The sequence below is a fragment of the Psychrobacillus sp. FSL H8-0487 genome (assembly GCF_038008385.1).
Taxonomy (GTDB): domain Bacteria; phylum Bacillota; class Bacilli; order Bacillales_A; family Planococcaceae; genus Psychrobacillus; species Psychrobacillus psychrotolerans.
In genome coordinates, this window is record NZ_JBBOZA010000001.1 from 762,362 (window position 1) to 784,613 (window position 22,252).

Sequence of the window (22,252 nt, forward strand, 5' to 3'; positions counted from 1 at the left end):
TTGTTTTTGTTTCATAAATAAGATAGAGGGGGAGTATTTGTTAGAAGGATTCAAAATAATTTAAGTAATAGTACCGCAAAATATACCACAATATTACAAAAAATGACCTGATTGGGAACTTTTTTGGAATATTTTGTTTTAGTATTGCCTTTTAATGTGTTATAGTTGACCTTATAGGACATTATCATTATATTTTTAACAAACAAGGAGGAAATTGGATGAAGAATAATAAAAAAGCATACCAAAAGTTATTTAAAGTAGCGTTGGCAACATCAGTAGCAGCAGGTGCAATAGTAACTGTAGCTCCATTTAACACCGAAGCGGCAGGTTTCTCCGATTTAAAAACGACACATGCACATTATACTTCAGTAATGGATTTATCTGACAGAGGAGTGATTAAAGGTTTTACAGACGGTACTTTTAAACCAGAAGCTTCCGTTACTCGTGGACAAGCTGCAAAAATTATTGCTCTAACATTAGGCTTAGATACTAAAAACGTTATAAATCCAGGTTTCAAAGATATTAAAGCCGATAATGAATACTATGGTCCAATTGCTGCACTTGTAGCTGAAGGTATTGTATCAGGTAAAGAAAATGGTACGTACGCTCCAGGTGAAAAGTTGACACGTAGCCAAATGGCGAAAATTATCACATTAGCATTCGGATTTAAAGAAGGAAAGCTTACTGATACTAAGTTTAAAGATGTGAAAGCAACTGATTGGTACAATGGTTACCTTCAAACTCTACTAGACAATGAAATTACAACTGGAACAACTGCAACTACTTTTTCTCCGTACGATAATGTAAAACGTGGACAAATGGCATCATTCGTTGTACGCGCTGAAGCTGCTGCAAAACCGGTAACAGTAATAAGTGTGTCAGATAACTCTGTAGAAACTTCCGCTGGGACTTATACAGTTGCGGAAGATTTGAAGAAAGTTTTCAATGCGACAAACGCAGCGGCACTTAAAAATGCAAATATTAAGTTCACTGAAAAAGACGGTCAAATTGTTGCTGTAAAATCTCTAGAGATTACTGCTGATGGAACACAAGCTGCTAATATCGTATTTGATGGAGCAAGCGCTTCTATTACAAGTGATGTAAAAGTAAATGGAGACTATGTAACTGTTAAAAACCTTACGATCAATGGTAACTTAGCAATTGGTAAAGGTGTAGAAAACAGCTTTCTAGCAGACAAAATCGTAGTTAAAGGGAACACAGAAGTTTCCAACAAATCTACAGGTGTATCTGCAGCGGCTGTAAAAGTTGATGCAAAAATCACTTTCACCAATTCAACACTTGGTAAAGTTGTTTTAAACAAACTTAATGCACTATTAAACTTAACAGGTACTAGTTCTGTAACTTCAGTGAATGTAGAGTCAAATGCTACTATCACTGCTGATAGCAATATCACTATCCCAGTCGTAACAGCAGGAACTGGCGTAAGTGAAGTAACATTAAATGCAGCTACTAAAGAATTCTTTGTTAATGCTTTAAACTTTGCATTAAACGGTACTGCTAAAATCGAATCACTTGAACTGGTAAATAAAGACTTGAAAATAACACTAGGAACTAGCCTATCTATAGTAGATTTAGTATTACCAGTAGGGAAAGTTGCTTCAGAGTTAATCAGTAACTTCTCCGCTGTAAAAGATAAAATTCAAGAAATTGGCGGAGTTAAAAACCCTGATGCATCACCAGTGACACCTCCAGCATCTGGCGGAGGCGGCGGCACCGGCGGTGATAATGGATCTGGCGGTGGCGGTACCGGTACCGATTATGCTCCAGGAAATACATTACTAAATACTACCCTTTCAGCAAATGTAGGAGCAGGAAATACTAATGATCTTACTGTAACTTTAAATGAATCTACCAATGTATTTACAGTTAAAATCTCTAGTAATTCGACTGCAGTCCTTTCAGAATTTGAAACAGCAATCATTGATGTATTTACTCCTTTAAAAAATAGATCAGTTGTAAATTCTGCAAGAGTTAGCTTCACTGCTTATGGTCGTGACTATGTAATAAGTGATCCAAATATCAATAACAATCAAGACGTAGCAACAATAATTAATAATGCGTTAAACGAAGTTATTAATACTGGAATTACTGACCAGACTGCACTGAATTTACTAATTGGAAATTCTTTGACTATATCATTACAAGGAACAATTGATTCAAAACCTTTTAATACTACTTATGTATTTAATTTTGAAAGTAAATAAATAAGAAGTAAAGAAGTAAAGAAGTAAATAAGTAAAAACTCTACTTTTCTATATAGATTTGTAGAGTTTTTTAATTATACAAATTTAGAATAATAATATATCTCGTGATATCTCCCCCCATAATTCTCCAAATTCCCACAATATTCTATACGAACTTCAGCCTACATGCTAAACTAGTGTTAATATACTATTTTCCAAGAAAGGGGATTTTTATGAAGAAGAAACGTAAAAGAGGTAGAAAAGGAAAAAAACTGAAAATATTCTTATCGGTAGCTTTAGTTATTATCCTCGGAGCTGTAGGTTACCTACTATATGAATTTAAGTTTAAAACATATGACGTGGCAGATGATGAGGTTTCAGAGATTGTGGAAGATCCATATGTGTTGGAATTACCAGATGGTAGTAAAATTACGATGGATAAGGATGGAAATGTTGTAGAGGACAATTCTTCAACACAAACTGTTTCTAATGCAGGAAATTCAACATCAGTTGATGGGTCACCTGAACAAACAGAAACTTCAGGCCAAGAAGGGTCAACAAATTCCAATAATACTTCTTCTGAAGCAGGGGCTGATGGATCGACAACTACACCAGTATCCTCCGGCGGTTCGACAGCAGAACCAACAGTTGGTTCTATAAAAGAAAAGTATATCCCTGCTTTTTCAGCGCTTGAAGGACAAGCAGATGCAAAAATAAATGCACTAATTGGCCGTGCCAAAGCGGAGTATAAAACTAAGCAAACAAACGGGGAAGGAATTGACTTCGGTTATTTCTACAATAAATACATGGCTGCTGCAGAAGGTCTAGAAGGAAATACGGATACCATTTTCAATGGAGTTCTAGCAGCGGTAGAAAAAGATCTGGCAGCAAATGGCTTTGACAAATCATATGCAAATAGCTTTAAAAGCGAATATGAAGCTACGAAAAAAGCAAGAAGAGATAGCATTATTAGTAAAGCGCTCGGCAGATAAAAGCTTTTACAAAAAACGTTAGGACCTTTTACTAGGATCTAACGTTTTTTGCATTATCCTCTTAATACAAATGTAAACACTTAAAAAAGTTACCGCACCACACATATCAAGAAATACATCTTGCCCTGAAGGAGTCCGACCTCCCGTTAGCTGTTGATGGTATTCATCGGCAAGCGCCAAGATAAGTGTACACAGAAGAGCTAACCAAAAATGCAGTGTATTCCTCGGTAAAATAGCGTAAAAACCTATTGCGGCTAAACCAAAGAGAAAGAAGTGGGCACTCTTTCGAATGATAAATTCAACAAAATGATAATAACCTCGTTCTTCTACGGAGATTGTGTGACCCCAATATGGTAATTCTATTTTCTTGAGCTGACTTTCTAATGGTTTGGAGGTGAGTAAGTCTTCAAATAAGGGTATAAGAGACTGTTCCTCGTATGTTTGTCCAGAAGAGAAAAACAAAAGAAACAGTAGTATAAGTAAAAATATTAGTTTTTTCATAATAGAATAGTACCATATATTCGGGGGAAGTTCATTTGCTTTAGAAAACAAATGTTATACATATTCCCTCGAAAATTGTGAGAATTTGTCATCTAACAAGTAGCAATTATGTTATAATAGAGTCTATTAGGAAAATTCAATTGAAGAGTGAAGGGGAACATAGTACATATGGAAGAAACGATTAGTTTACAAGATTTATTTAAAACGATAAAGAAAAGAATGTCTTTAATTGTCGGATTAACATTTCTAGCAGTTGTAATTGCAGGTATTATTAGCTATTTCTTTTTAACACCAATCTATCAGTCTTCAACTCAAATTCTTGTCAATCAGCAAAAGGCACCTCAACAGCAACAACAATATGATTCCCAAGACATACAAACGAATCTTCAATTGATAAATACATATAACGTGATTATTAAAAGTCCAGCAATCCTTTCAAAGGTAATTCAAAATTTAGACTTGGATACAACACCTGCTGAACTCACGAAAAATATCACAGTTACGAGTGAACAAAATTCCCAAGTAGTAACAATAAGCGTACAAGATCCTGAATCTTTTAGAGCAGTAGATATAGCCAATACTACCGCAGCAGTATTTCAAGAAGAGATCAAAACATTGATGAATGTCGACAATGTGAATATTCTATCCCCTGCAATTCAACAGGAGAATCCATCACCAGTTAAACCGAACAAAATACTGAATATGGCAATTGCCGGAGTGATTGGGTTAATGCTTGGAGTAGGAATTGCTTTTTTACTAGAATATCTAGATACTTCCATCCGGAAAGAACAAGATGTGGAAGACCTCCTTCAGTTACCGATACTAGGCTTGATAAGTCCATTCCCTGAGAACAAAGATGTGGACGTTATGACTAATGTCAAATCGCGAAGAAAGAAGGTATAAGTAAATATGGCGAATAAGAAAAAAACAAATAGTTTAAGAGACGTAGCACGTAAGTTAGTAGTCGTAACAGATCCTAAGTCGGTTGTATCCGAACAATTTCGTACGACTCGTACAAATATAAACTTTTCGATGCCTGATGGTGACTTATCTACACTCCTAATTACCTCTTCTTTACCATCCGAGGGTAAGTCTACCGTATCGGCAAATTTAGCCTGTTTATTTGCACAAGAAGGTAAAAAGGTTGTGCTGATAGATGCAGATATGCGTAAGCCAACTGTGCATTACACGTTTCATATGACGAACACGATAGGGCTATCTAACTTGCTTACTAAAAAAATAGATGCGATGGAAGCAGTAAAGGAAACAGACATAGAAAATTTAAAAATCATCACAAGTGGTCCAATTCCCCCCAACCCAGCTGACTTACTTAGTGCTAAGTCAATGGATGAAGTAATAGTAGAACTTAAAAAGGAATTTGACCTGATTCTTTTTGATGCGCCTCCCGTGTTATCGGTGACGGATGCACAGATTTTGGCAAACAAAAGTGAAGGTACTATCCTAGTCATAAGTGCAGGATCTACAGATAAGGATAGTGCTTTAAAAGCGAAAGAGTTGCTACTAGCGTCCAAAGCAAAGATTATCGGGACTGTTATGAATAACTTCAAGCTTGAAAAGGATCATTACTACTATCAGTACTATGGAACTACTGAGTAAAAGCACTTAGGTGACTTTTGCTCTTTTTTTATTACTTAATATAGAAGATATAGGAGAATTCAACATGATAGATATTCACAGCCATATATTATACTCAGTGGATGATGGACCATCACAATTAGAAGAAACGATACAGATGTTTGAACAAGCGATAAGAGAGGGGATTACAGAGATAATATCCACTTCTCATGCGCATCATCCCTATTACAATGCGAGTGCTGCTGCAGTAACAGAGCAAATAGCTTCTTTGCAACAAGCGATAAAGGAAAGACAGCTACCTTTAACATTGCATAGAGGTCATGAAGTAAGATTAAAGGAAAATTTAGTAGAACTACTGAAAAAAAAGGAAATTCATACGTTAGCAGAATCCAAATACTTATTGTTAGAGTTGCCATCTAGCGGTATACCGAAATATACAATAGATATTATCCACCAGTTATTATCAGAGAATATACTACCTATTATTGCTCACCCAGAAAGAAACAAAGCAATTGCAGAAAATCCATCACGATTGGCAAAACTTATAAATCATGGAGCAGTATCGCAAATAACTGCTGGCAGTCTAGCCGGGCATTTTGGACGAGGCATTCAGAAGCTATCATTAGAGTTAGTAGATGCCAACTTAGTGCATACGTATGGATCGGATGTTCATAACTTGAAAAAGAGACCCTTTAAGTTTGATGCGGGATTAAGATTTTTAGAAAAGCATAAGAGACTAGATGCTGTCGATATTTTCCTCGAAAATAATGCAAGAATTATAGAAAACAACGAAATTATTATTTTAGAGCCAGAAGAACTAGGAAGACAGAAATGGTGGAATATCTTTACTTAAGAGGTGCGAATTTAGTAAGTATATGACGAAAATTGAAATGGCTATTATATAACCTATCACATAATATTCCTATAAGAATGTATCACAATGAAACTTTGTAACTACTTCTCCTAATATTTTGGATATTAATAGAATGTTTTTTCCTATTACATTTCCAGGGTGTTATAATTACATGTAGTTATTTTGGAGTTTTTTGTTGAAAAGGAGTGTTCAAATGTCATTGCCGAAGAGAATGTCATTACTCATCATTGTCGATTCAGCTATCGTATTATTTTCTATTTATATAGGTTACTTTATCTTATATCCAATTGATAATCTTTTAAGTAATACATTCCTTTTGATGAGTTCTCTAGCGATTTTCCTTGCACATCATGGATTTGCTATGTATTACGGACTTTATCGGAAGGTGTGGGAATATGCATCTATACGGGAGCTAGTGTCGATTTATAAAGCTGTTACTCTATCAATCTTAACGGTAGCTTTAGTACAATATTTAGTAAGAGGGGATGTATTAATACGTGCACTATCCATCACTTGGATGCTACATATTTTACTTATAGGTGGATCTAGACTTTCGTGGAGAGTTTTCCGAGATACTTATATATCCGGAGACAAGTCGACGGAGAAACGTAAACGAACATTAATCATAGGGGCTGGCTCTGCAGGGACAATGATAGCTAGACAACTACTAAAAAATACAGACTCTCCGCTAAAGCCAATAGCGTTTTTAGACGATGGATCAGCTAAGAAAGGTCTAGAGATTTTTAATATACGTGTACTTGGTGGAACCGATATTATCGCAGATGCTGTGTTGGATTTAGATATCGAACATATTATTATTGCGATACCCTCACTTGATAAATCTACAATAGCAGTTATTATGCAAAAATGCTTGGATACAGGTATTCACACACAGACAATGCCGTTTATCGAGGATTTGCTGACAGGAAAAGTTTCAGTCAACGAAATAAGAGATGTGAGAATTGAAGATTTACTTGGTCGTGACGAAGTAGAATTAGATTTAGATGCCATATCCTCTAAACTAACCGATAAAAAGATTTTAGTAACCGGAGCAGGCGGCTCGATTGGTTCTGAAATTTGTCGACAGGTAATAAGATTTAACCCTAAAGAAATAATTCTTCTAGGTCACGGTGAAAACTCTATATATACAATAGACATGGAACTACGACAAAAGGTTGCATCAAATACTAAAATAATTCCACTCATTGCAGATGTACAGGATCGCAATCGTATCTTTGACATTATGTCCGAGCATAAACCAGATGTGATTTATCATGCGGCAGCTCATAAGCATGTTCCGTTAATGGAGTACAACCCTATGGAAGCAGTCAAAAACAATATATTTGGAACGAAAAATGTGGCAGAGGCAGCAGATACGTTTGGCGTAGGCCATTTTGTCATGATTTCTACAGATAAAGCAGTGAACCCTCCTAATATAATGGGCGCTACGAAGCGTTTTGCAGAAATGATTGTTCAGAATCTTGCGAAAGAAAGTAAAACTAAATTTGCCGCTGTGCGTTTTGGAAATGTATTAGGATCTAGAGGTAGTGTTGTACCACTGTTTAAAAAGCAAATTGCAGTAGGTGGACCAATAACAGTAACAGATCCAGAAATGACTCGTTATTTCATGACTATTCCAGAAGCATCTAGACTAGTCATTCAAGCGGGAACACTTGCAAGTGGTGGAGAAATTTTCGTGCTCGATATGGGTGAGCCAGTGAAAATTGTTGACTTAGCTAAAAATCTGATCAAGCTATCGGGCTATAGCGTTGAGGAAATAGGTATAAATTATTCAGGTATTCGACCTGGAGAGAAGCTATTTGAAGAACTACTGGATGAAGATGAGATTCAGAGTAAGTATATATTTCCGAAAATTCATATTGGTGCAGCAACTCCGATAAGTCAGATGGAGTTGGAATATGTGATTGGGAAGTTACCAGAGATTTCAATTGATGAAATGAAGGAATTACTAATAGGACTTGCTAATCGGAAGAATGTAGAGTCATTAGTTTCGATGAAAGAGGCAAGTGCAACACATCAGGGGGCAATATGATGCAAAAAGTAAGAAAAGCTATTATTCCAGCAGCTGGACTTGGAACCCGTTTCCTTCCTGCAACGAAAGCAATGCCGAAAGAAATGCTACCAATTGTCGACAAACCAACCATTCAATATATTGTGGAAGAAGCAATTGAATCAGGTATTGAAGATATTATTATCGTAACAGGTAGAGGGAAAAGATCGATTGAAGATCATTTCGATAACTCATTTGAACTAGAACAGCTACTCGAAGACAAAGGCAAGACGGATGTCCTTGCAGATGTACGTAAATCTGCAAACATTGAAATCCACTATATTCGCCAAAAAGAACCAAAAGGTCTCGGACATGCTGTATGGTGTGCACGCAAGTTTATAGGGGACGAACCGTTTGCCGTATTACTAGGAGACGATATAGTCCAAGCGGAAACACCAGGTTTAAAACAACTGATGAATGTATTTGATAAAAAACAAACGTCCGTTATAGGCGTGCAACAAGTAGAAGATCATCAAACTCACCGTTACGGTATTATAGATCCTTTAGCCCAAGTTGGTCGTACTTATGAAGTTCGTAACTTTGTTGAAAAACCAGCTGCTGGGACTGCACCATCGAATTTGGCTATTATGGGGCGATATATATTAACTCCTGAGATATTTAGGTTCTTGGATAGACAGGAACAAGGAGCAGGTGGAGAGATTCAGTTGACGGATGCGATTCAGTATTTGAATGAAATGCAGACGGTGTATGCTTATGATTTTGAGGGTAAGCGGTATGATGTTGGGGAGAAGTTAGGGTTTATACAGACTACTATTGAGATGGCACTTCAACGAGATGAGCTAAAAACGGATTTACTTCTTTATTTAGAAAATTTATTAGAGCATGAGAAGAATCTTAGTAGAAAATAATCCACTATATAATAGAAGGAAGTCATATAAATGAGTGAAAGAATCTTCCTATCATCTCCACATATGAGTGATGAAGGTTATGAACAGCAATATGTTCAAGAAGCATTTGATACAAACTGGATTGCTCCACTTGGAGAAAATGTTAATCAATTTGAAAATGAACTAGCTGATATGGTTGGTATTAAAGCAGCTGCAGCATTAACTTCGGGAACAGCTGCCATTCACATGGCTCTTAAAGCAGCAAATGTAGGTGAAGGAGATATCGTCTTTTGCTCTACACTCACATTCTCGGCTACAGCTAACCCAATCATTTATCAAAATGCTATTCCTGTATTTATAGATAGCGATTATGAAACATGGAATATGTGTCCGAAGGCTTTGGAAGAAGCTTTTGAAAAATATCCGAATGTAAAAGCAGTGATTGTCGTACATCTTTACGGAATGTCTGCGGATATGGACAAAATAGTAGCACTTTGTAAAAAACATAATGTTGCTCTTATAGAAGATGCTGCCGAGTCACTAGGAACTTACTATAAAGGTAAACACACTGGAACTTTTGGAGATTACGGCATCTTCTCTTTTAATGGGAATAAAATCATTACCACTTCAGGTGGCGGAATGCTAGTTTCTAATAATGAAGAAAGAATCGCAAAATCTAGGTTTTGGGCTACTCAATCAAGAGATCAAGCCAGACATTACCAACATAGTGAACTTGGCTTCAATTACCGTATGAGCAATGTAGTTGCTGGTATTGGTAGAGGACAGCTTAAAGTGTTGAAAGATCGAGTAGCTAAGAAAAATTATATTCTTGCATTTTATAAAAGAGAACTTAATGGGCTAGAAGGTATTGAGTTCATGCCTAGTAATGAGTGGAATGAGCCTAACTATTGGTTAAGTGGTATGAATTTATATGGAAAAATTAGACCAATTGACGTAATGGATGCTCTTGAAAAAGAAAATATTGAGTCAAGACCTGTATGGAAGCCTATGCATTTGCAACCTTTCTTTGAGAAGTATGACTTTGTTGGGACAGATGTTTCGGAGAAGTTGTTTGAGAATGGGATTTGTTTGCCAAGTGATACGAAGATGATGGATGAGGATTTGAAGAGAGTTTGTGAGATTATTAAAGGGTTGTGGAAAGAATAATGAATGGCTTTTATAAAAGGTATGTAAAGAGAATAATTGATTTCATATTATCTTTAATGGCTATTATTGTATTAAGTCCAATTCTTTTGATAGTTGCTATTCTTGTAAGAGTTAAGCTTGGGGGTCCAATATTGTTTAAGCAGGAGAGACCAGGACTTCATGAAAAGATATTTATGATGTATAAGTTTAGAACGATGACGGATCAGAGAGATGCGAATGGGGAGTTATTACCTGACAGTGTGAGACTCACTGAGTTTGGTAGAATACTTCGTTCTACATCACTTGATGAACTTCCGGGACTATTTAATATAATAAAAGGTGATATGTCAATTGTAGGACCAAGACCATTATTAGTCCAATATTTACCTCTATATAATGTTCATCAAAAACGACGTCATGATGTTAGACCAGGCTTATCTGGTTTGGCACAGATTAGTGGTAGGAATGCTATTAGTTGGGAAGGTAAGTTTAAAAAGGATGTAGAGTATGTAGACAATGTGAGCTTTCTGGGAGACTGGAAGATTATTTTCCTTACTATTAAGAAGGTTTTTGTAAGGGAAGGTATTAATTCAGAGAGTACTGCAACGATGGAACCTTTTAAAGGAAGTAAAAGATAGGGGAGTATTTAGATGAAAGATATCGTGATAATTGGAGCAGGTGGATTTGGAAGAGAAGTTGCTTGGTTAATTGAAGATATAAATAAAATTAATGAAGAATGGAATATTATCGGGTTTGTAGATGATAATGAAAGCATTCAAGGTACAAATATAAATGGATATAAAGTTATTGGCAATATTGAATGGCTCAAAAATCAAAAGCTTAATTTAGTGAATGCAATCGGAGATACAATAGTGAAAAAGAAAGTAATTGGAAGACTAATAGAGAGTGAGAATACCTATCCAGTATTAATTCACCCAAGCGTTATTTTTTCAGACCAAGTATCATTTGGAGAAGGTTCTATAATATGCGCAGCTAACATTATTACAACTAATATTGAAATTGGTAACCATGTAATCATTAACTTAAACTGTACGATTGGACATGATGTGGTGCTAGGTAATTATACAACTGTTCTACCGAGTGTAAACGTTTCTGGTTTTGTGAAGACCGAGGAATGTGTAAGTATTGGAACCGGATCGGCTGTCATTCAAGGTGTGAAAATTGGTGAGAATACTGTTATTGGAGCAGGTTCCGTGGTTGTAAAAGATTTACCTGCTAACTGTACAGCTGTGGGGGCACCTGCAAAACCAATTAAATTTCATAATTAATATTTAGTATTTTTCTACTCAATGCCAACCGCTACTAACTATTGAATTAGGTATAAATGACATGTTGATTAGAGATAAATCTCATAAGAAGTTTGGTAAGGAGAGACAATGATGAAAAAAATCCTAATATTGGCAAATAATGATGTTGGTTTGTTTAAATTTAGAAAGGAGCTCATAGAAGAATTAGTAAAACAATATGAGGTATATATTTCACTTCCTTATGGAGACTTAATCCCTAAACTAGAAGAGTTAGGCTGTAAATTTATTGACACACCAATTAGTAGAAGAGGCACTAATCCATTAACGGATATTAAGTTGTTCTTGAATTATAGGAGTATTATTAAAGAAATCGGGCCAGATGTCGTTCTAACATATACTATAAAACCAAATATTTATGGAGGAATGGCATCTAGAATGATTGCAGTTCCTTACATTGCAAATATTACTGGTTTAGGTACTGCGGTTGAAAATGGCAGTATATTACAACGTATAACATTGTTTTTGTATAAGATATCACTAGAAACAGCTAAATGTGTATTTTTTCAAAACAAAGAAAATCAAGACTTTATTACGGATAAAATTGCAATTAGCAATCATAGATTGATACCTGGTTCAGGTGTTAATCTCGAGCGATATTCAATAATGGATTACCCATCGGGTGAAATAGTTAATTTTCTTTTTATTGCTCGTATTATGAAAGAAAAAGGAATTGATCAGTATCTAGAGGCTGCTGAATACATTAGAAAAAAATACACAAATACTGCATTTCATATCTTAGGTTATTGTGAAGATGCTTATGAAGACATTTTAAAAGAGTTGCAGGATAAAGGTATTGTTCAATACCATGGTATGCAAAGTGACGTTCGAAAGTTTCATGTGAATTCACACTGTACAATTCATCCCACGTATTATCCAGAAGGTATGTCTAACGTTTTACTTGAAAGTGCTGCTTGTGGAAGGCCAATGATAACAACAAATAGAGCGGGATGTAGAGAAATAATCGAGGATGGTAAAAATGGTTATTTTATAGAGCAAAAAAATAGTCAAGATTTAGTCGAAAAAATAGAAAAGTTTTTAAAGTTAGATAATAAAACTAAAAAGCAAATGGGAATTTCAGCAAGAAAGAAAATGGAGAATGAGTTTGATAGAAAAATAGTGGTGCAATCATATAAAGAAGAGATAGAAAAAGCCATGAGGTGATGAAGATTGGATTATAAAAAAATAATAAAGAATAAAGAGTTGCGATTTAAAATTTTACATTATCTAAGTTTTATTCCGGATTCTTGGATGCTTAAGCTACAATATAGAATAAAAATGGGTACGAAATTAAATTTGAAAAAACCCCAACGGTGGACTGAAAAGTTACAATGGTACAAGATATATTACAGAACTCCTCTTATGACTATATGTGCTGATAAGTATAATGTGCGAAAATATATTGAAAATAAGGGGTTAGATAATATATTGAATAGGCTATACAATGTTTATGAAAGTATAGACCAAATTGATTTAGATTTGTTACCCAAAAAATTTGTTATGAAGACTACTAATGGTAGTGGGACAAATATTTTATGTAAAGATAAGTCAGAATTACAACTAGATACAGTAAAGCGGTCTCTAAATGAATGGATGTTAAGGGATAACTTTTCGTCAGGAAGAGAGTGGTCATATAAAGATGTTCCTCCTAAAATAATAGTAGAAGAGTATTTGGAAGATGATAATAACCTTTTTGAGGGAATTAATGATTATAAGTTCTTTTGTTTTAATGGAAAGGCCAAATACATTGTATTCGATGTTGATAGAAATATAGATCATAAAAGGAATATCTATGATGCGGATTGGAATTTTATTGATGTCAGTACTGATCACCCGAACTTTGGGGATTGTGTTCCAAAGCCAGAAGGAATTAAAGAGATGTTGAGAGTTGCTAATATACTTGCTGTAGACTTTCCATTTGTCCGCGTTGATTTATATTGGATAAACAGTAAGGTGTATTTCGGAGAATTAACATTTTATCCATGGTCTGGGTATGTTCAATTTTATCCAGATGAGTTTGATTTTGAATTAGGTAAGCAATTCATTTTGCCAGAAAAAATATAAAAGAGGAAGATTAGTAATGTTAATTCGTATTTTGCATATTGTTACAAAGATGGATGCCGCTGGGATCGAAACGTTATTGATGAATTTTTACAGGAATATTGATAGAACAAAAGTACAATTTGACTTTTTAACTCATAGGAGTGAAAAGGGGTTTTATGACGATGAGATATCAGAACTTGGAGGAAGAATATACACAGTTCCTGCAATTAATCCGTTTAAACATCAGCAATATTTGAATTCATTGGACGAATTTTTTGACAATCATAGAGAGTATAAAATAGTTCATTCCCATATTAATACATACAGTATGTATCCACTGCGTGCTGCCATGAAGGCTGGGGTTCCAATTAGAATTGCACATAGTCATATTGCGAATGTACCATTTGATTTAAAGACACCTTTTAGAATCTATACTAAATCTAAGTTAACAAAGTATTCAACACACAATTTTGCTTGTTCAGAAATGGCAGGATTGTGGTTATTTGGCCGTGAAATAGCTTCTAATGGAACATTTAAAGTAATAAATAATTCAATAGATGCTTCGAAATATGTATATAATGAAGTTACTCAAAAAAATATTAGAAAGCAAATGGATATCGAAGGTAAATTTGTAATAGGTCATATTGGTAGGTTTAGTAAACAAAAAAATCATTTTTTTCTTGTTGATATATTTCATGAAATTTATAAAAAAGATCCAAATTCAGTATTAGTATTGATCGGTGAGGGTCCTCTTCAGAGTTCAATAGAAAAAAAAATAGAAGAATTAAAATTAAAAGAAAGTGTGATCTTTACAGGTGTTTCTACTAATGTAAATGAGCTGTTACAAGTAATGGATGTATTTGTTTTTCCTTCTAGATTTGAGGGCCTTGGGATAGTCGCAGTTGAAGCGCAGGCCGCTGGAGTTCCATGCATAGTATCTGAATATATTCCAGAAGAAGCATTTATTACTAATATAATAGAAAAGATATCTTTAAGTAAAAGTCCAAATGAGTGGGCTAATGCAATTTTAAAATTGGGTAATCATAAGAAAAAAAACACTCTTCAAGAAATAAACAAAGCAAAATTTGACATTGCTGAACAAAAAAATGAGTTGGAATATTTCTACCTGAATTCCCTTAAAGAATTAATATAATCTTAGTCCTACTATCTAAAAGAAATTAAAACTTAATTGAGAAATTATGATAACTAATCTAAAAACCATTGCAAATCTAAAAATACTTTGTAGCCTTAGTAAGGCTCAAAGATATTAAATGCTAATTGTACGAAAGGATCATTAATTTGAAAAAAATTTTATATTTTGGAATGACTGAGAATCTTGGTGGCACAGAAAGTTTTATTATTAATTTTTGGCGTGAATTTGATAATAAAAATATTAAGATTGATTTTGTAAAAACAGGAGATCATTTATACTTTGAAGATGAAATTCTTAAAAAAAAAGTCGAATTTTCACCCTGCCAACTAGAAGAAAAAATCCAATTAAATACTTTATAGCAGTATATAATTTTATTAAAAAACATAAAGAATATCAAATTATTCATGTCCATCTAAACACATGTAGCAGTATAGAACCAATAATAGTTTCTAAGTTATGTGGTAGAAAAGTTTTCGTGCATAGCCATAGTACATGGAAGGGCACGAAGAAAATTACAAAAATACTTCATAATCTTAATAAATTTATTATGAACTATATGGTAGACTTGAGATTAGCATGTTCATCCATGGCTGCAAAGGAAATGTTTGGCAAGAATGAACACATATTAATTAAGAATGCAATTCCAGCAAAAGAATATATATATAATGATAAAATAAGAAAGGAAGTAAGGACCCAATATGGTCTTGAGAAAAAGTTTATAATAGGACATGTTGGACGTCTATCATATTCAAAAAATCATGAATTTTTACTTAAAATATTCGTTAACATACATGAAAAAAATAAAGATGCTATTCTTTTATTGGTTGGAGATGGCGAGTTGCGAAACGATATTGAGAAAAAAATAGAAGAATTAGGTTTAAAAGAGCATGTAATATTAACTGGAGTCCGTAATGATATTTCAAGATTGTTACAGGCTATGGATGTGTTTGTATTTCCGTCTCATTTTGAAGGACTTGGAATTGTTGCTATTGAGGCACAGGCTTCGGGATTACCTTGTGTAATTTCAGATACTATTCCGCAAGAGGCTTTAATTACAAACGATATTAAACAAGTTTCATTAAATGTAGGTGTGGAAGTCTGGGCAGAAACAATACTGAATTATAAAGATAGTTTTAATAGAAAAAATACTTATCAGGAAATTAATAATGCTGGTTATGATATTAAAGAAGAATCATCGAAGTTAGAACAACTATATTTAAATAATATCTAAAATCTTTATAAAAATTAGGTTGATGGAGAACTGTTTACATGAGTTTAATAAATAAAAGTAATAAAATTTATTCTAAAAATTCAAATCGGTTTAATGTATTGATCATATACATTTTCATACTTATAGCTATTAGTTTAATTTCAACTTTAATAATTTCATTTGATAATGATAAGCCTACCTATTATAATTTATTACCATTATTGCCTATATCCTTTGGTTTAATCTCATGTGTTTTTGCAAATATTTATAATTATTTCTTTAGAAGTATAAGTGTAACTATTATTATAGCAACGTATTTTATGAGACTAGTAATTGTTCCTGTTTTTATGAGCTTTGGTGGTTATACTTCAAAAATAACAAACACAGAGGTTTTATTTTATGTTGATAATGCTATTTTATTAATGATATTTGAAATGATAATAGTTTTTAGCTTGTTGGCATTGAGTGTGAGTAAACTATCATTATCAGCAAGAAACGTAACAAAAAAAATAAAGATAAAAGAACAGTTTATTTCAAAATCACTAATTTTTAAAATTTTTCTATTTGGTTTAATAAGTTTTGAAATTTTAGTATTATTTTTGCATCCAGAGGTAGCTTCATATGTAGGTTTATTTACTCAATTTTCAGAGCAAGGAAGATTAGAACATGCAATTCAATCTATATACGTCCGAGAGATAGTACCGGGCCTTATTTTCACTTTATTCACTTTTATATTTAATATACTGCAGCTAATAATTCCAATATTATGTATTCAATTTATTAATCTAAAATTTGGAAAAGCTAATACCAAATTTGCAGTAAATTTATCGATTTTTGTTGTGTTTTTAACAGGAATAATTATGACCTCTGAAAAAGCAAACTCTATACTTATTGCATTGTCTCTTTTTTTAATTATTTACAATATCTACCCAACTCATATAAGGAAAAAAATTCCGTTTTTTGTTCTCTTTTTTATTGTTCTTGTTTTTGCTGGTTTAATCTTTAAATCAGGTGCAAATAGCAATAATAATTTCTTAAGCTCGATATCCACAATATTGAATGCATATTTTAGCGGACCAGCAAATGTAGCCGTGTCATTTTTAATGAGAGATGATATAAATATAAATATATTCTTATCGGATATAGGAAATTCCATTCCGTTCATCAAATTTTTCTTTCAAGATTTGATGACAACACCAAAGTTGTTTAATTATACTTTATATGGAAATACCAACTTTGCTGATCAAATAATACCTATGATAGGGCAAGGGTATTTTTATTTCGGATTTTTGTTATCACCAATCTTAGCATGCTTATTTATTAAGTTAGCTTTACTGTTTGAGAAAAAAGGAAATAGAGAAAGTAATGTTTTTAGTAAATATATATATATATTTATATCTATTGGTTTTGCTTCAGGACCTATTTTATATAGTTTAAATATTATGATTGGTGTATTTTGTACACAAGTTATATATATTTTAATAGTGAAAATTTCAAGTAAAAAGAAAAGAAATAAAATTCGATATAATTAAAATATGGAAGTTGGAAATTCTATTCGAACAAACAAATCGGGAATTGGTATTAGTTTTAATTAGAAACCAAATTAATTTACTGTTCGAAAATTTAATAAATTAGAGGAAAAAAATGCGTATAAAAAGTTCAATGGTAAATTTAGTTTTTGCTATTACAGGGCAGAGTTTAGGTTTATTAATCAGTTTTTTTGCTAGAATAGTTTTTATTCAAATCTTGGGGAAAGAATATTTAGGTCTTAATGGTCTTTTTACAAATATTTTAAGTTTACTTTCTTTAGTAGAATTAGGGATAGGTCCAGCAATAACTTATAGTTTATATAAACCTCTTGCTCATAAAGATATTTCTAAAGTAAAGTCACTGATGAGATTGTATAAAAAAGCATATATTACTATAGGAATACTTATTTTAATTTTAGGACTTTTGATGATGACTTTTTTAGAAGTTTTTATTAAAACTATTCCAGATATTCCTTACATCCATTTAATTTTCTTTCTTTTTGTATTGAATTCAGCAATATCTTACTTTTATTCTTATAAGCGAGCTTTAATCATTTCGGACCAAAAGCGCTATATTGCCACAATTTATAGATATTCATTTTTTATTTTATTAAATATTATTCAAATATTTATGTTGTATTTAACACAAAATTTTATTTTATTTCTTATTTGTCAAATATTAGTTACACTTGCTGAAAATATTGTCGTTTCAAAAAAAGCAGATAAACTGTATCCTTATTTAAAAGAAAAAAATATCCAAAAGGTTGATCAAGAAACATTTAAAGAAATTACTAAAAACGTACGTGCTATGATTGCTCATAAACTAGGCGGAGTAGTAGTAAATTCTACAGATAGTATTATTATATCTAAATTTTCAGGTCTAGTCACACTGGGAGTATTATCAAATTATCAGCTAATTATTAATGCATTAAATTTAATAACATCGCAAATATTTGCATCAATAACTGCTAGTGTAGGAAATTTAGGAGCAACTGAGAGTAAAGAAAAAAGTTTAGATATATTTAAAGTTGTATTTTTTATAAACTTTTGGCTTTATGGTTTTATATCGATCTCGTTAGTAATACTTATAAATCCATTCATTGAATTGTGGATTGGTAAAGAATTTGTCTTGAACATAAGTATAATATTTGTTATTATTTTAAATTTCTATCTAACAGGTATGAGAAAGAGTGTTTTAACTTTTAAAGAAGCATTAGGATTATATTGGTATGATCGATACAAGCCTTTGTTTGAAGTATTTATCAATCTTATTGCATCATTAATTTTAGTTCAAAAGTTTGGTATGCTTGGCGTCTTTATTGGTACAACTATAAGCACTATTACTACTTGTTTTTGGATTGAACCATTAGTTCTTTATAAGTATGGTTTTAAATCACCAGTATTTCCTTTTTTCTTTAAATACTTTATATACAGTCTTGTTACTGTTTCTATGGGTATCTTTATGATGGAAGTTAATGGATATTTCATTGGGGTTACATTGCTTAATTTTGTTGTTCAGTTATTCATTTGTATATTTGTGATTAATGGCATGTTTTTATTGCTATTTTATAGAACTGCTGAATTTAAATACCTAATACATATAGCGAACAATTTGTTTATTGGATTAAAGAAGAAGTAAGTTTTGATTATTGTCAATAAATATCTGGAATTTAGAGATAATAAAGATAACTTTACACCTAGAAGAAGTTAATAGGGAAGATACTTATCAGTATAATAGTAAAGGATGGCAGAACTATGTACAAAATAGCAGTAGCAGGAACAGGGTATGTAGGCTTAGTAGCAGGCGTATGTTTTGCTGAAGTAGGTCATCAAGTAACTTGTGTTGATATTGATGAAGTTAAAGTCGAACTCATGAAGTCTGGTAAAGCTCCTATCCATGAAACTGGATTAGAAGAACTAATGCAGAAAAATTATGCTTCAGGGAGATTGGATTATACAATTGATTTTAAATCTGCATATAAAGATGCAGATGCAATTTTTATTGGCGTAGGTACACCAGAACAGCCGGATGGTTCCGCAAATCTATCATATATTGCAACAGTTGCAAGACAAATTGCGGAGTCTGTTGAAAAAGATTGTTTAGTCGTTGTGAAATCGACAGTACCTGTTGGAACGAATGATAAAGTGGAACAGTTTATTCAAGACTTTTTAGTAAATGATGTGCGTGTGGAAGTGGCGTCAAATCCTGAGTTTTTAGCTCAAGGTTCAGCTGTACATGATACGTTACATGCAGAGCGAATTATTATCGGTACTGAGAGTGAATGGGCAGAACAAGTATTAAAGGGTATTTATGATCCATTTAATTTACCAATTGTTTCTGTCAATAGACGATCTGCGGAAATGATTAAGTATGCATCAAATGATTTTCTTGCCCTTAAAATTTCATATATGAATGATATCGCAAACCTTTGTGAGTTAGTTGGAGCTGATATTCAGGACGTTGCCAAAGGAATGAGTTTTGATAGTCGTATTGGAGGTAAGTTTTTAAATGCAGGTATTGGTTACGGTGGTTCTTGTTTCCCAAAAGATACGAAAGCATTAGAGAATTTAGCAAAACAAAATAATTATGAACTAAAAACGGTGAAGGCTGCTATTGACGTGAACCAAGATCAAAAAACTAAGTTATATAAAAAAGCTAGCAAAAGACTAATTACCTTTAGTGGTCTTAAAGTAGCGGTGCTAGGGTTGACTTTTAAACCTGGAACGGACGATTTACGAGAAGCAGCTTCTCTTGAAAACGTGCCATTGTTATTAGAGCAAGGTGCTGATATCTATGCCTATGACCCTATTGGAGCGGAGAACTTTGCTAGAGTGCATCCCGAAGGTAAGAATGGCAAAGGGACTATTACGTATGTTTCCAATATAGATCATGCATTAGATGGAGCAAATGTCTGCTTTATCTTTACTGAATGGGGAGAAGTCAAAGCCGTGACGCCTGAGACTTATAAGAAGTCGATGAGAACTCCTTTAGTATACGATGGAAGAAACATCTATAATGTAGAAGAGATGCTACAAGCAGGGGTAGAGTACTACTCCATTGGAAGAAAGCCTATTACTAGAGAAGTACTAATGGAGGCGAAAACGCTTGAATTACATTAGTTTAGATTGTAATAAAGTATACTTAGTCACTGGCGCAGCAGGTTTCATTGGTTATTTCTTATCAAGGAAACTCCTAGAACAAGGCTGTTCTGTGATAGGTATTGATAATCTGAATGATTACTATGATGTAAACCTTAAATATACTCGCTTAGAACAGCTCAAGCTTTATGAGAATTTTACCTTTATCAAAGGTGACATTTCTGACAAGTCAATGATTACGAATATCTTTGAAGTGTACAAACCTAATATTATCGTAAACCTAGCTGCCCAAGCAGGCGTGCGTTATTCAATTGAGAATCCAGATGTATATATTCAAAGTAATATTGTAGGATTTTATAATATCCTTGAAGCATGTAGAAATTACCCAGTTGATCATCTAGTATATGCTTCATCAAGTTCTGTTTATGGATCTAACAAAAAGGTTCCTTTTGAAGAAACAGATTTTGTGGACAATCCTGTATCTCTTTATGCAGCTACGAAAAAGTCAAATGAATTAATGGCTCATACTTATAGTCATCTATATAATATTCCAGCTACAGGTCTTCGATTCTTTACTGTATATGGACCAATGGGACGCCCAGATATGGCCTACTTTGGATTTACAGATAAATATTTTGCAGGGGAATCTATAAAGATATTTAATAACGGTGACTTTGAAAATGACTTATATAGAGATTTTACATTTGTAGATGATATTGTAGAAGGAATTGAACGTCTTTTAAGCAATACTCCTATAGGGGAAGTGCAACATAAAGTGTTTAATATCGGTAACAATAACCCTGAGAAGTTAATGGTATTTATCGATACATTAGAGAAATGTTTGGGCAATGCTTTGGGTAAAGAGGTAGTTTTTGATAAAGTATTCGAACCTATTAAACCTGGTGATGTACCTGCTACATATGCATCTACTGATTTATTAAAAGAAGCTGTAGGTTTTAAACCAGAGACTTCGATTGCAGAAGGTTTACAGAAATTCGCAAATTGGTATGTGGAGTATTATAAGGTTGACTAAGGGAAAAATGAAAAATAGCTATTCTATTACGTACTTTTATAAGTTACGCAATAGAATAGCTATTTTAGATTGCAGACAAAGTATATTAGTAATCTTAGAAAGATATTAAAATATGCTGTGTTAGCAAAAATAGTTAGCACCAAAAAATGCCCAAATGAATAAAGGTATTCTCCCCACTAGGTAGATTGATGAAAAACAAAATCTGATAAGGTTCTCCTTAGTGAAATTAGAGTATTATCATACAGCTTGAACCGCTTCTACTTCAACTAAAAGATGGTTCCACCTCGAACCAACGACTCTCTTTCTCACAGAGACGAAAACGCTTCGTTTTGCGAAAGGTGAAGGCGTAAATGGTGAACCATTAGAGCGAGTTTCCTTTGCGGAAGGCGAATCCATAAAAACGCATGGCTGTGTTAGAAACAGTTCTACACTATTTTGACAATAGACTACAATTTCATTTGCAAAACCATAAAAACACTCCTTTTGGTCATTTTCTGGAGAAAGGAGTGTTAACTTTTTGTTGGAAATGGAACAAAATTTAGGTGTTTGAAAGTAGCTATTTTTTAGAATTTTATTTATTGAAATGCGGACAAAAATCCAAACGTGTCCCTGTGTCAGAAACAAAGAA

Annotated in this window: 20 protein-coding genes; 19 read left to right on the forward strand and 1 reads right to left on the reverse strand. The window is 33.2% G+C overall.

Translation table 11 applies throughout. The features are described from left to right. The first annotated feature begins 218 nt into the window (after nt 1-218). Entirely contained in the window at nt 219-2,225 is a 2,007-nt protein-coding gene (locus tag MHI47_RS03680) for an S-layer homology domain-containing protein (RefSeq protein ID WP_340829577.1), read from the forward strand. 212 nt (nt 2,226-2,437) lie between these two features. Next, on the forward strand, nt 2,438-3,196 hold the full coding sequence (locus MHI47_RS03685) for a hypothetical protein (protein ID WP_340829580.1): 759 nt from the start codon (nt 2,438-2,440) through the stop codon (nt 3,194-3,196). Nucleotides 3,197-3,214: 18 nt separating this feature from the next. Here MHI47_RS03685 and MHI47_RS03690 read toward each other — a convergent pair whose 3' ends face one another. Further along, on the reverse strand, nt 3,215-3,697 hold the full coding sequence (locus MHI47_RS03690; RefSeq protein ID WP_340829583.1) for a VanZ family protein: 483 nt from the start codon (nt 3,695-3,697) through the stop codon (nt 3,215-3,217). A gap of 168 nt (nt 3,698-3,865) precedes the next feature. On the opposite strand from MHI47_RS03690, the gene MHI47_RS03695 reads away from it, so the two are divergent. The 17 genes from MHI47_RS03695 to MHI47_RS03775 all read left to right on the forward strand — a co-directional run bounded on the left by MHI47_RS03695 (nt 3,866) and on the right by MHI47_RS03775 (nt 21,624). Further along, nucleotides 3,866-4,600 carry a YveK family protein gene (locus tag MHI47_RS03695; protein ID WP_340829584.1) on the forward strand — a complete coding sequence of 245 codons (735 nt, stop codon included), beginning with the start codon at nt 3,866-3,868 and terminating at the stop codon, nt 4,598-4,600. A 6-nt stretch (nt 4,601-4,606) separates the two neighbouring features. Then, a complete protein-coding gene (locus MHI47_RS03700; protein ID WP_340829587.1) occupies nt 4,607-5,314 on the forward strand; it encodes a CpsD/CapB family tyrosine-protein kinase in 708 nt (235 codons plus the stop codon). Nucleotides 5,315-5,378: 64 nt separating this feature from the next. Continuing rightward, nucleotides 5,379-6,146 carry a tyrosine-protein phosphatase gene (locus MHI47_RS03705; protein ID WP_340829589.1) on the forward strand — a complete coding sequence of 256 codons (768 nt, stop codon included), beginning with the start codon at nt 5,379-5,381 and terminating at the stop codon, nt 6,144-6,146. Nucleotides 6,147-6,360: 214 nt separating this feature from the next. Continuing rightward, nucleotides 6,361-8,220, forward strand: coding sequence for a polysaccharide biosynthesis protein (locus tag MHI47_RS03710; RefSeq protein WP_340829591.1), 1,860 nt, complete (start codon nt 6,361-6,363; stop codon nt 8,218-8,220). Further along, entirely contained in the window at nt 8,220-9,107 is an 888-nt protein-coding gene (galU, locus tag MHI47_RS03715) for a UTP--glucose-1-phosphate uridylyltransferase GalU (RefSeq protein ID WP_340831996.1), read from the forward strand. Before MHI47_RS03710 ends, galU begins: the two co-directional genes overlap by 1 nt. Nucleotides 9,108-9,137: 30 nt before the next feature. After that, nucleotides 9,138-10,253 (forward strand): DegT/DnrJ/EryC1/StrS family aminotransferase, encoded by a 1,116-nt coding sequence (locus MHI47_RS03720; protein ID WP_340829593.1) that lies wholly within the window; start codon nt 9,138-9,140, stop codon nt 10,251-10,253. Then, the gene (locus tag MHI47_RS03725) at nt 10,253-10,870 is read left to right on the forward strand and encodes a sugar transferase (RefSeq protein ID WP_340829596.1); all 618 of its coding nucleotides are present in this window, start codon (nt 10,253-10,255) and stop codon (nt 10,868-10,870) included. Before MHI47_RS03720 ends, MHI47_RS03725 begins: the two co-directional genes overlap by 1 nt. 12 nt (nt 10,871-10,882) lie before the next feature. Further along, entirely contained in the window at nt 10,883-11,521 is a 639-nt protein-coding gene (locus MHI47_RS03730; RefSeq protein WP_340829600.1) for an acetyltransferase, read from the forward strand. 111 nt (nt 11,522-11,632) lie between these two features. Further along, a complete protein-coding gene (locus MHI47_RS03735; RefSeq protein WP_340831997.1) occupies nt 11,633-12,721 on the forward strand; it encodes a glycosyltransferase family 4 protein in 1,089 nt (362 codons plus the stop codon). A gap of 6 nt (nt 12,722-12,727) precedes the next feature. After that, the gene (locus tag MHI47_RS03740) at nt 12,728-13,621 is read left to right on the forward strand and encodes an ATP-grasp fold amidoligase family protein (protein ID WP_340829602.1); all 894 of its coding nucleotides are present in this window, start codon (nt 12,728-12,730) and stop codon (nt 13,619-13,621) included. Between the two features lie 16 nt (nt 13,622-13,637). Next, nucleotides 13,638-14,753, forward strand: coding sequence for a glycosyltransferase family 1 protein (locus tag MHI47_RS03745; RefSeq protein WP_340829604.1), 1,116 nt, complete (start codon nt 13,638-13,640; stop codon nt 14,751-14,753). Between the two features lie 146 nt (nt 14,754-14,899). Beyond that, entirely contained in the window at nt 14,900-15,112 is a 213-nt protein-coding gene (locus tag MHI47_RS03750; protein WP_340829606.1) for a hypothetical protein, read from the forward strand. Nucleotides 15,113-15,339: 227 nt separating this feature from the next. Continuing rightward, nucleotides 15,340-15,984 (forward strand): glycosyltransferase, encoded by a 645-nt coding sequence (locus tag MHI47_RS03755; RefSeq protein ID WP_340829608.1) that lies wholly within the window; start codon nt 15,340-15,342, stop codon nt 15,982-15,984. 38 nt (nt 15,985-16,022) lie between these two features. Next, complete coding sequence (locus MHI47_RS03760; protein WP_340829609.1) at nt 16,023-17,495, forward strand: O-antigen polymerase; 1,473 nt, start codon at nt 16,023-16,025, stop codon at nt 17,493-17,495. A 112-nt stretch (nt 17,496-17,607) separates the two neighbouring features. Continuing rightward, nucleotides 17,608-19,131 (forward strand): lipopolysaccharide biosynthesis protein, encoded by a 1,524-nt coding sequence (locus MHI47_RS03765; protein WP_340829611.1) that lies wholly within the window; start codon nt 17,608-17,610, stop codon nt 19,129-19,131. A gap of 116 nt (nt 19,132-19,247) precedes the next feature. After that, the gene (locus MHI47_RS03770; RefSeq protein WP_340829616.1) at nt 19,248-20,612 is read left to right on the forward strand and encodes a UDP-glucose dehydrogenase family protein; all 1,365 of its coding nucleotides are present in this window, start codon (nt 19,248-19,250) and stop codon (nt 20,610-20,612) included. Next, entirely contained in the window at nt 20,599-21,624 is a 1,026-nt protein-coding gene (locus MHI47_RS03775) for a GDP-mannose 4,6-dehydratase (RefSeq protein ID WP_340829618.1), read from the forward strand. The genes MHI47_RS03770 and MHI47_RS03775 overlap by 14 nt, the downstream gene beginning before the upstream one ends. Nucleotides 21,625-22,252 lie beyond the last annotated feature (628 nt).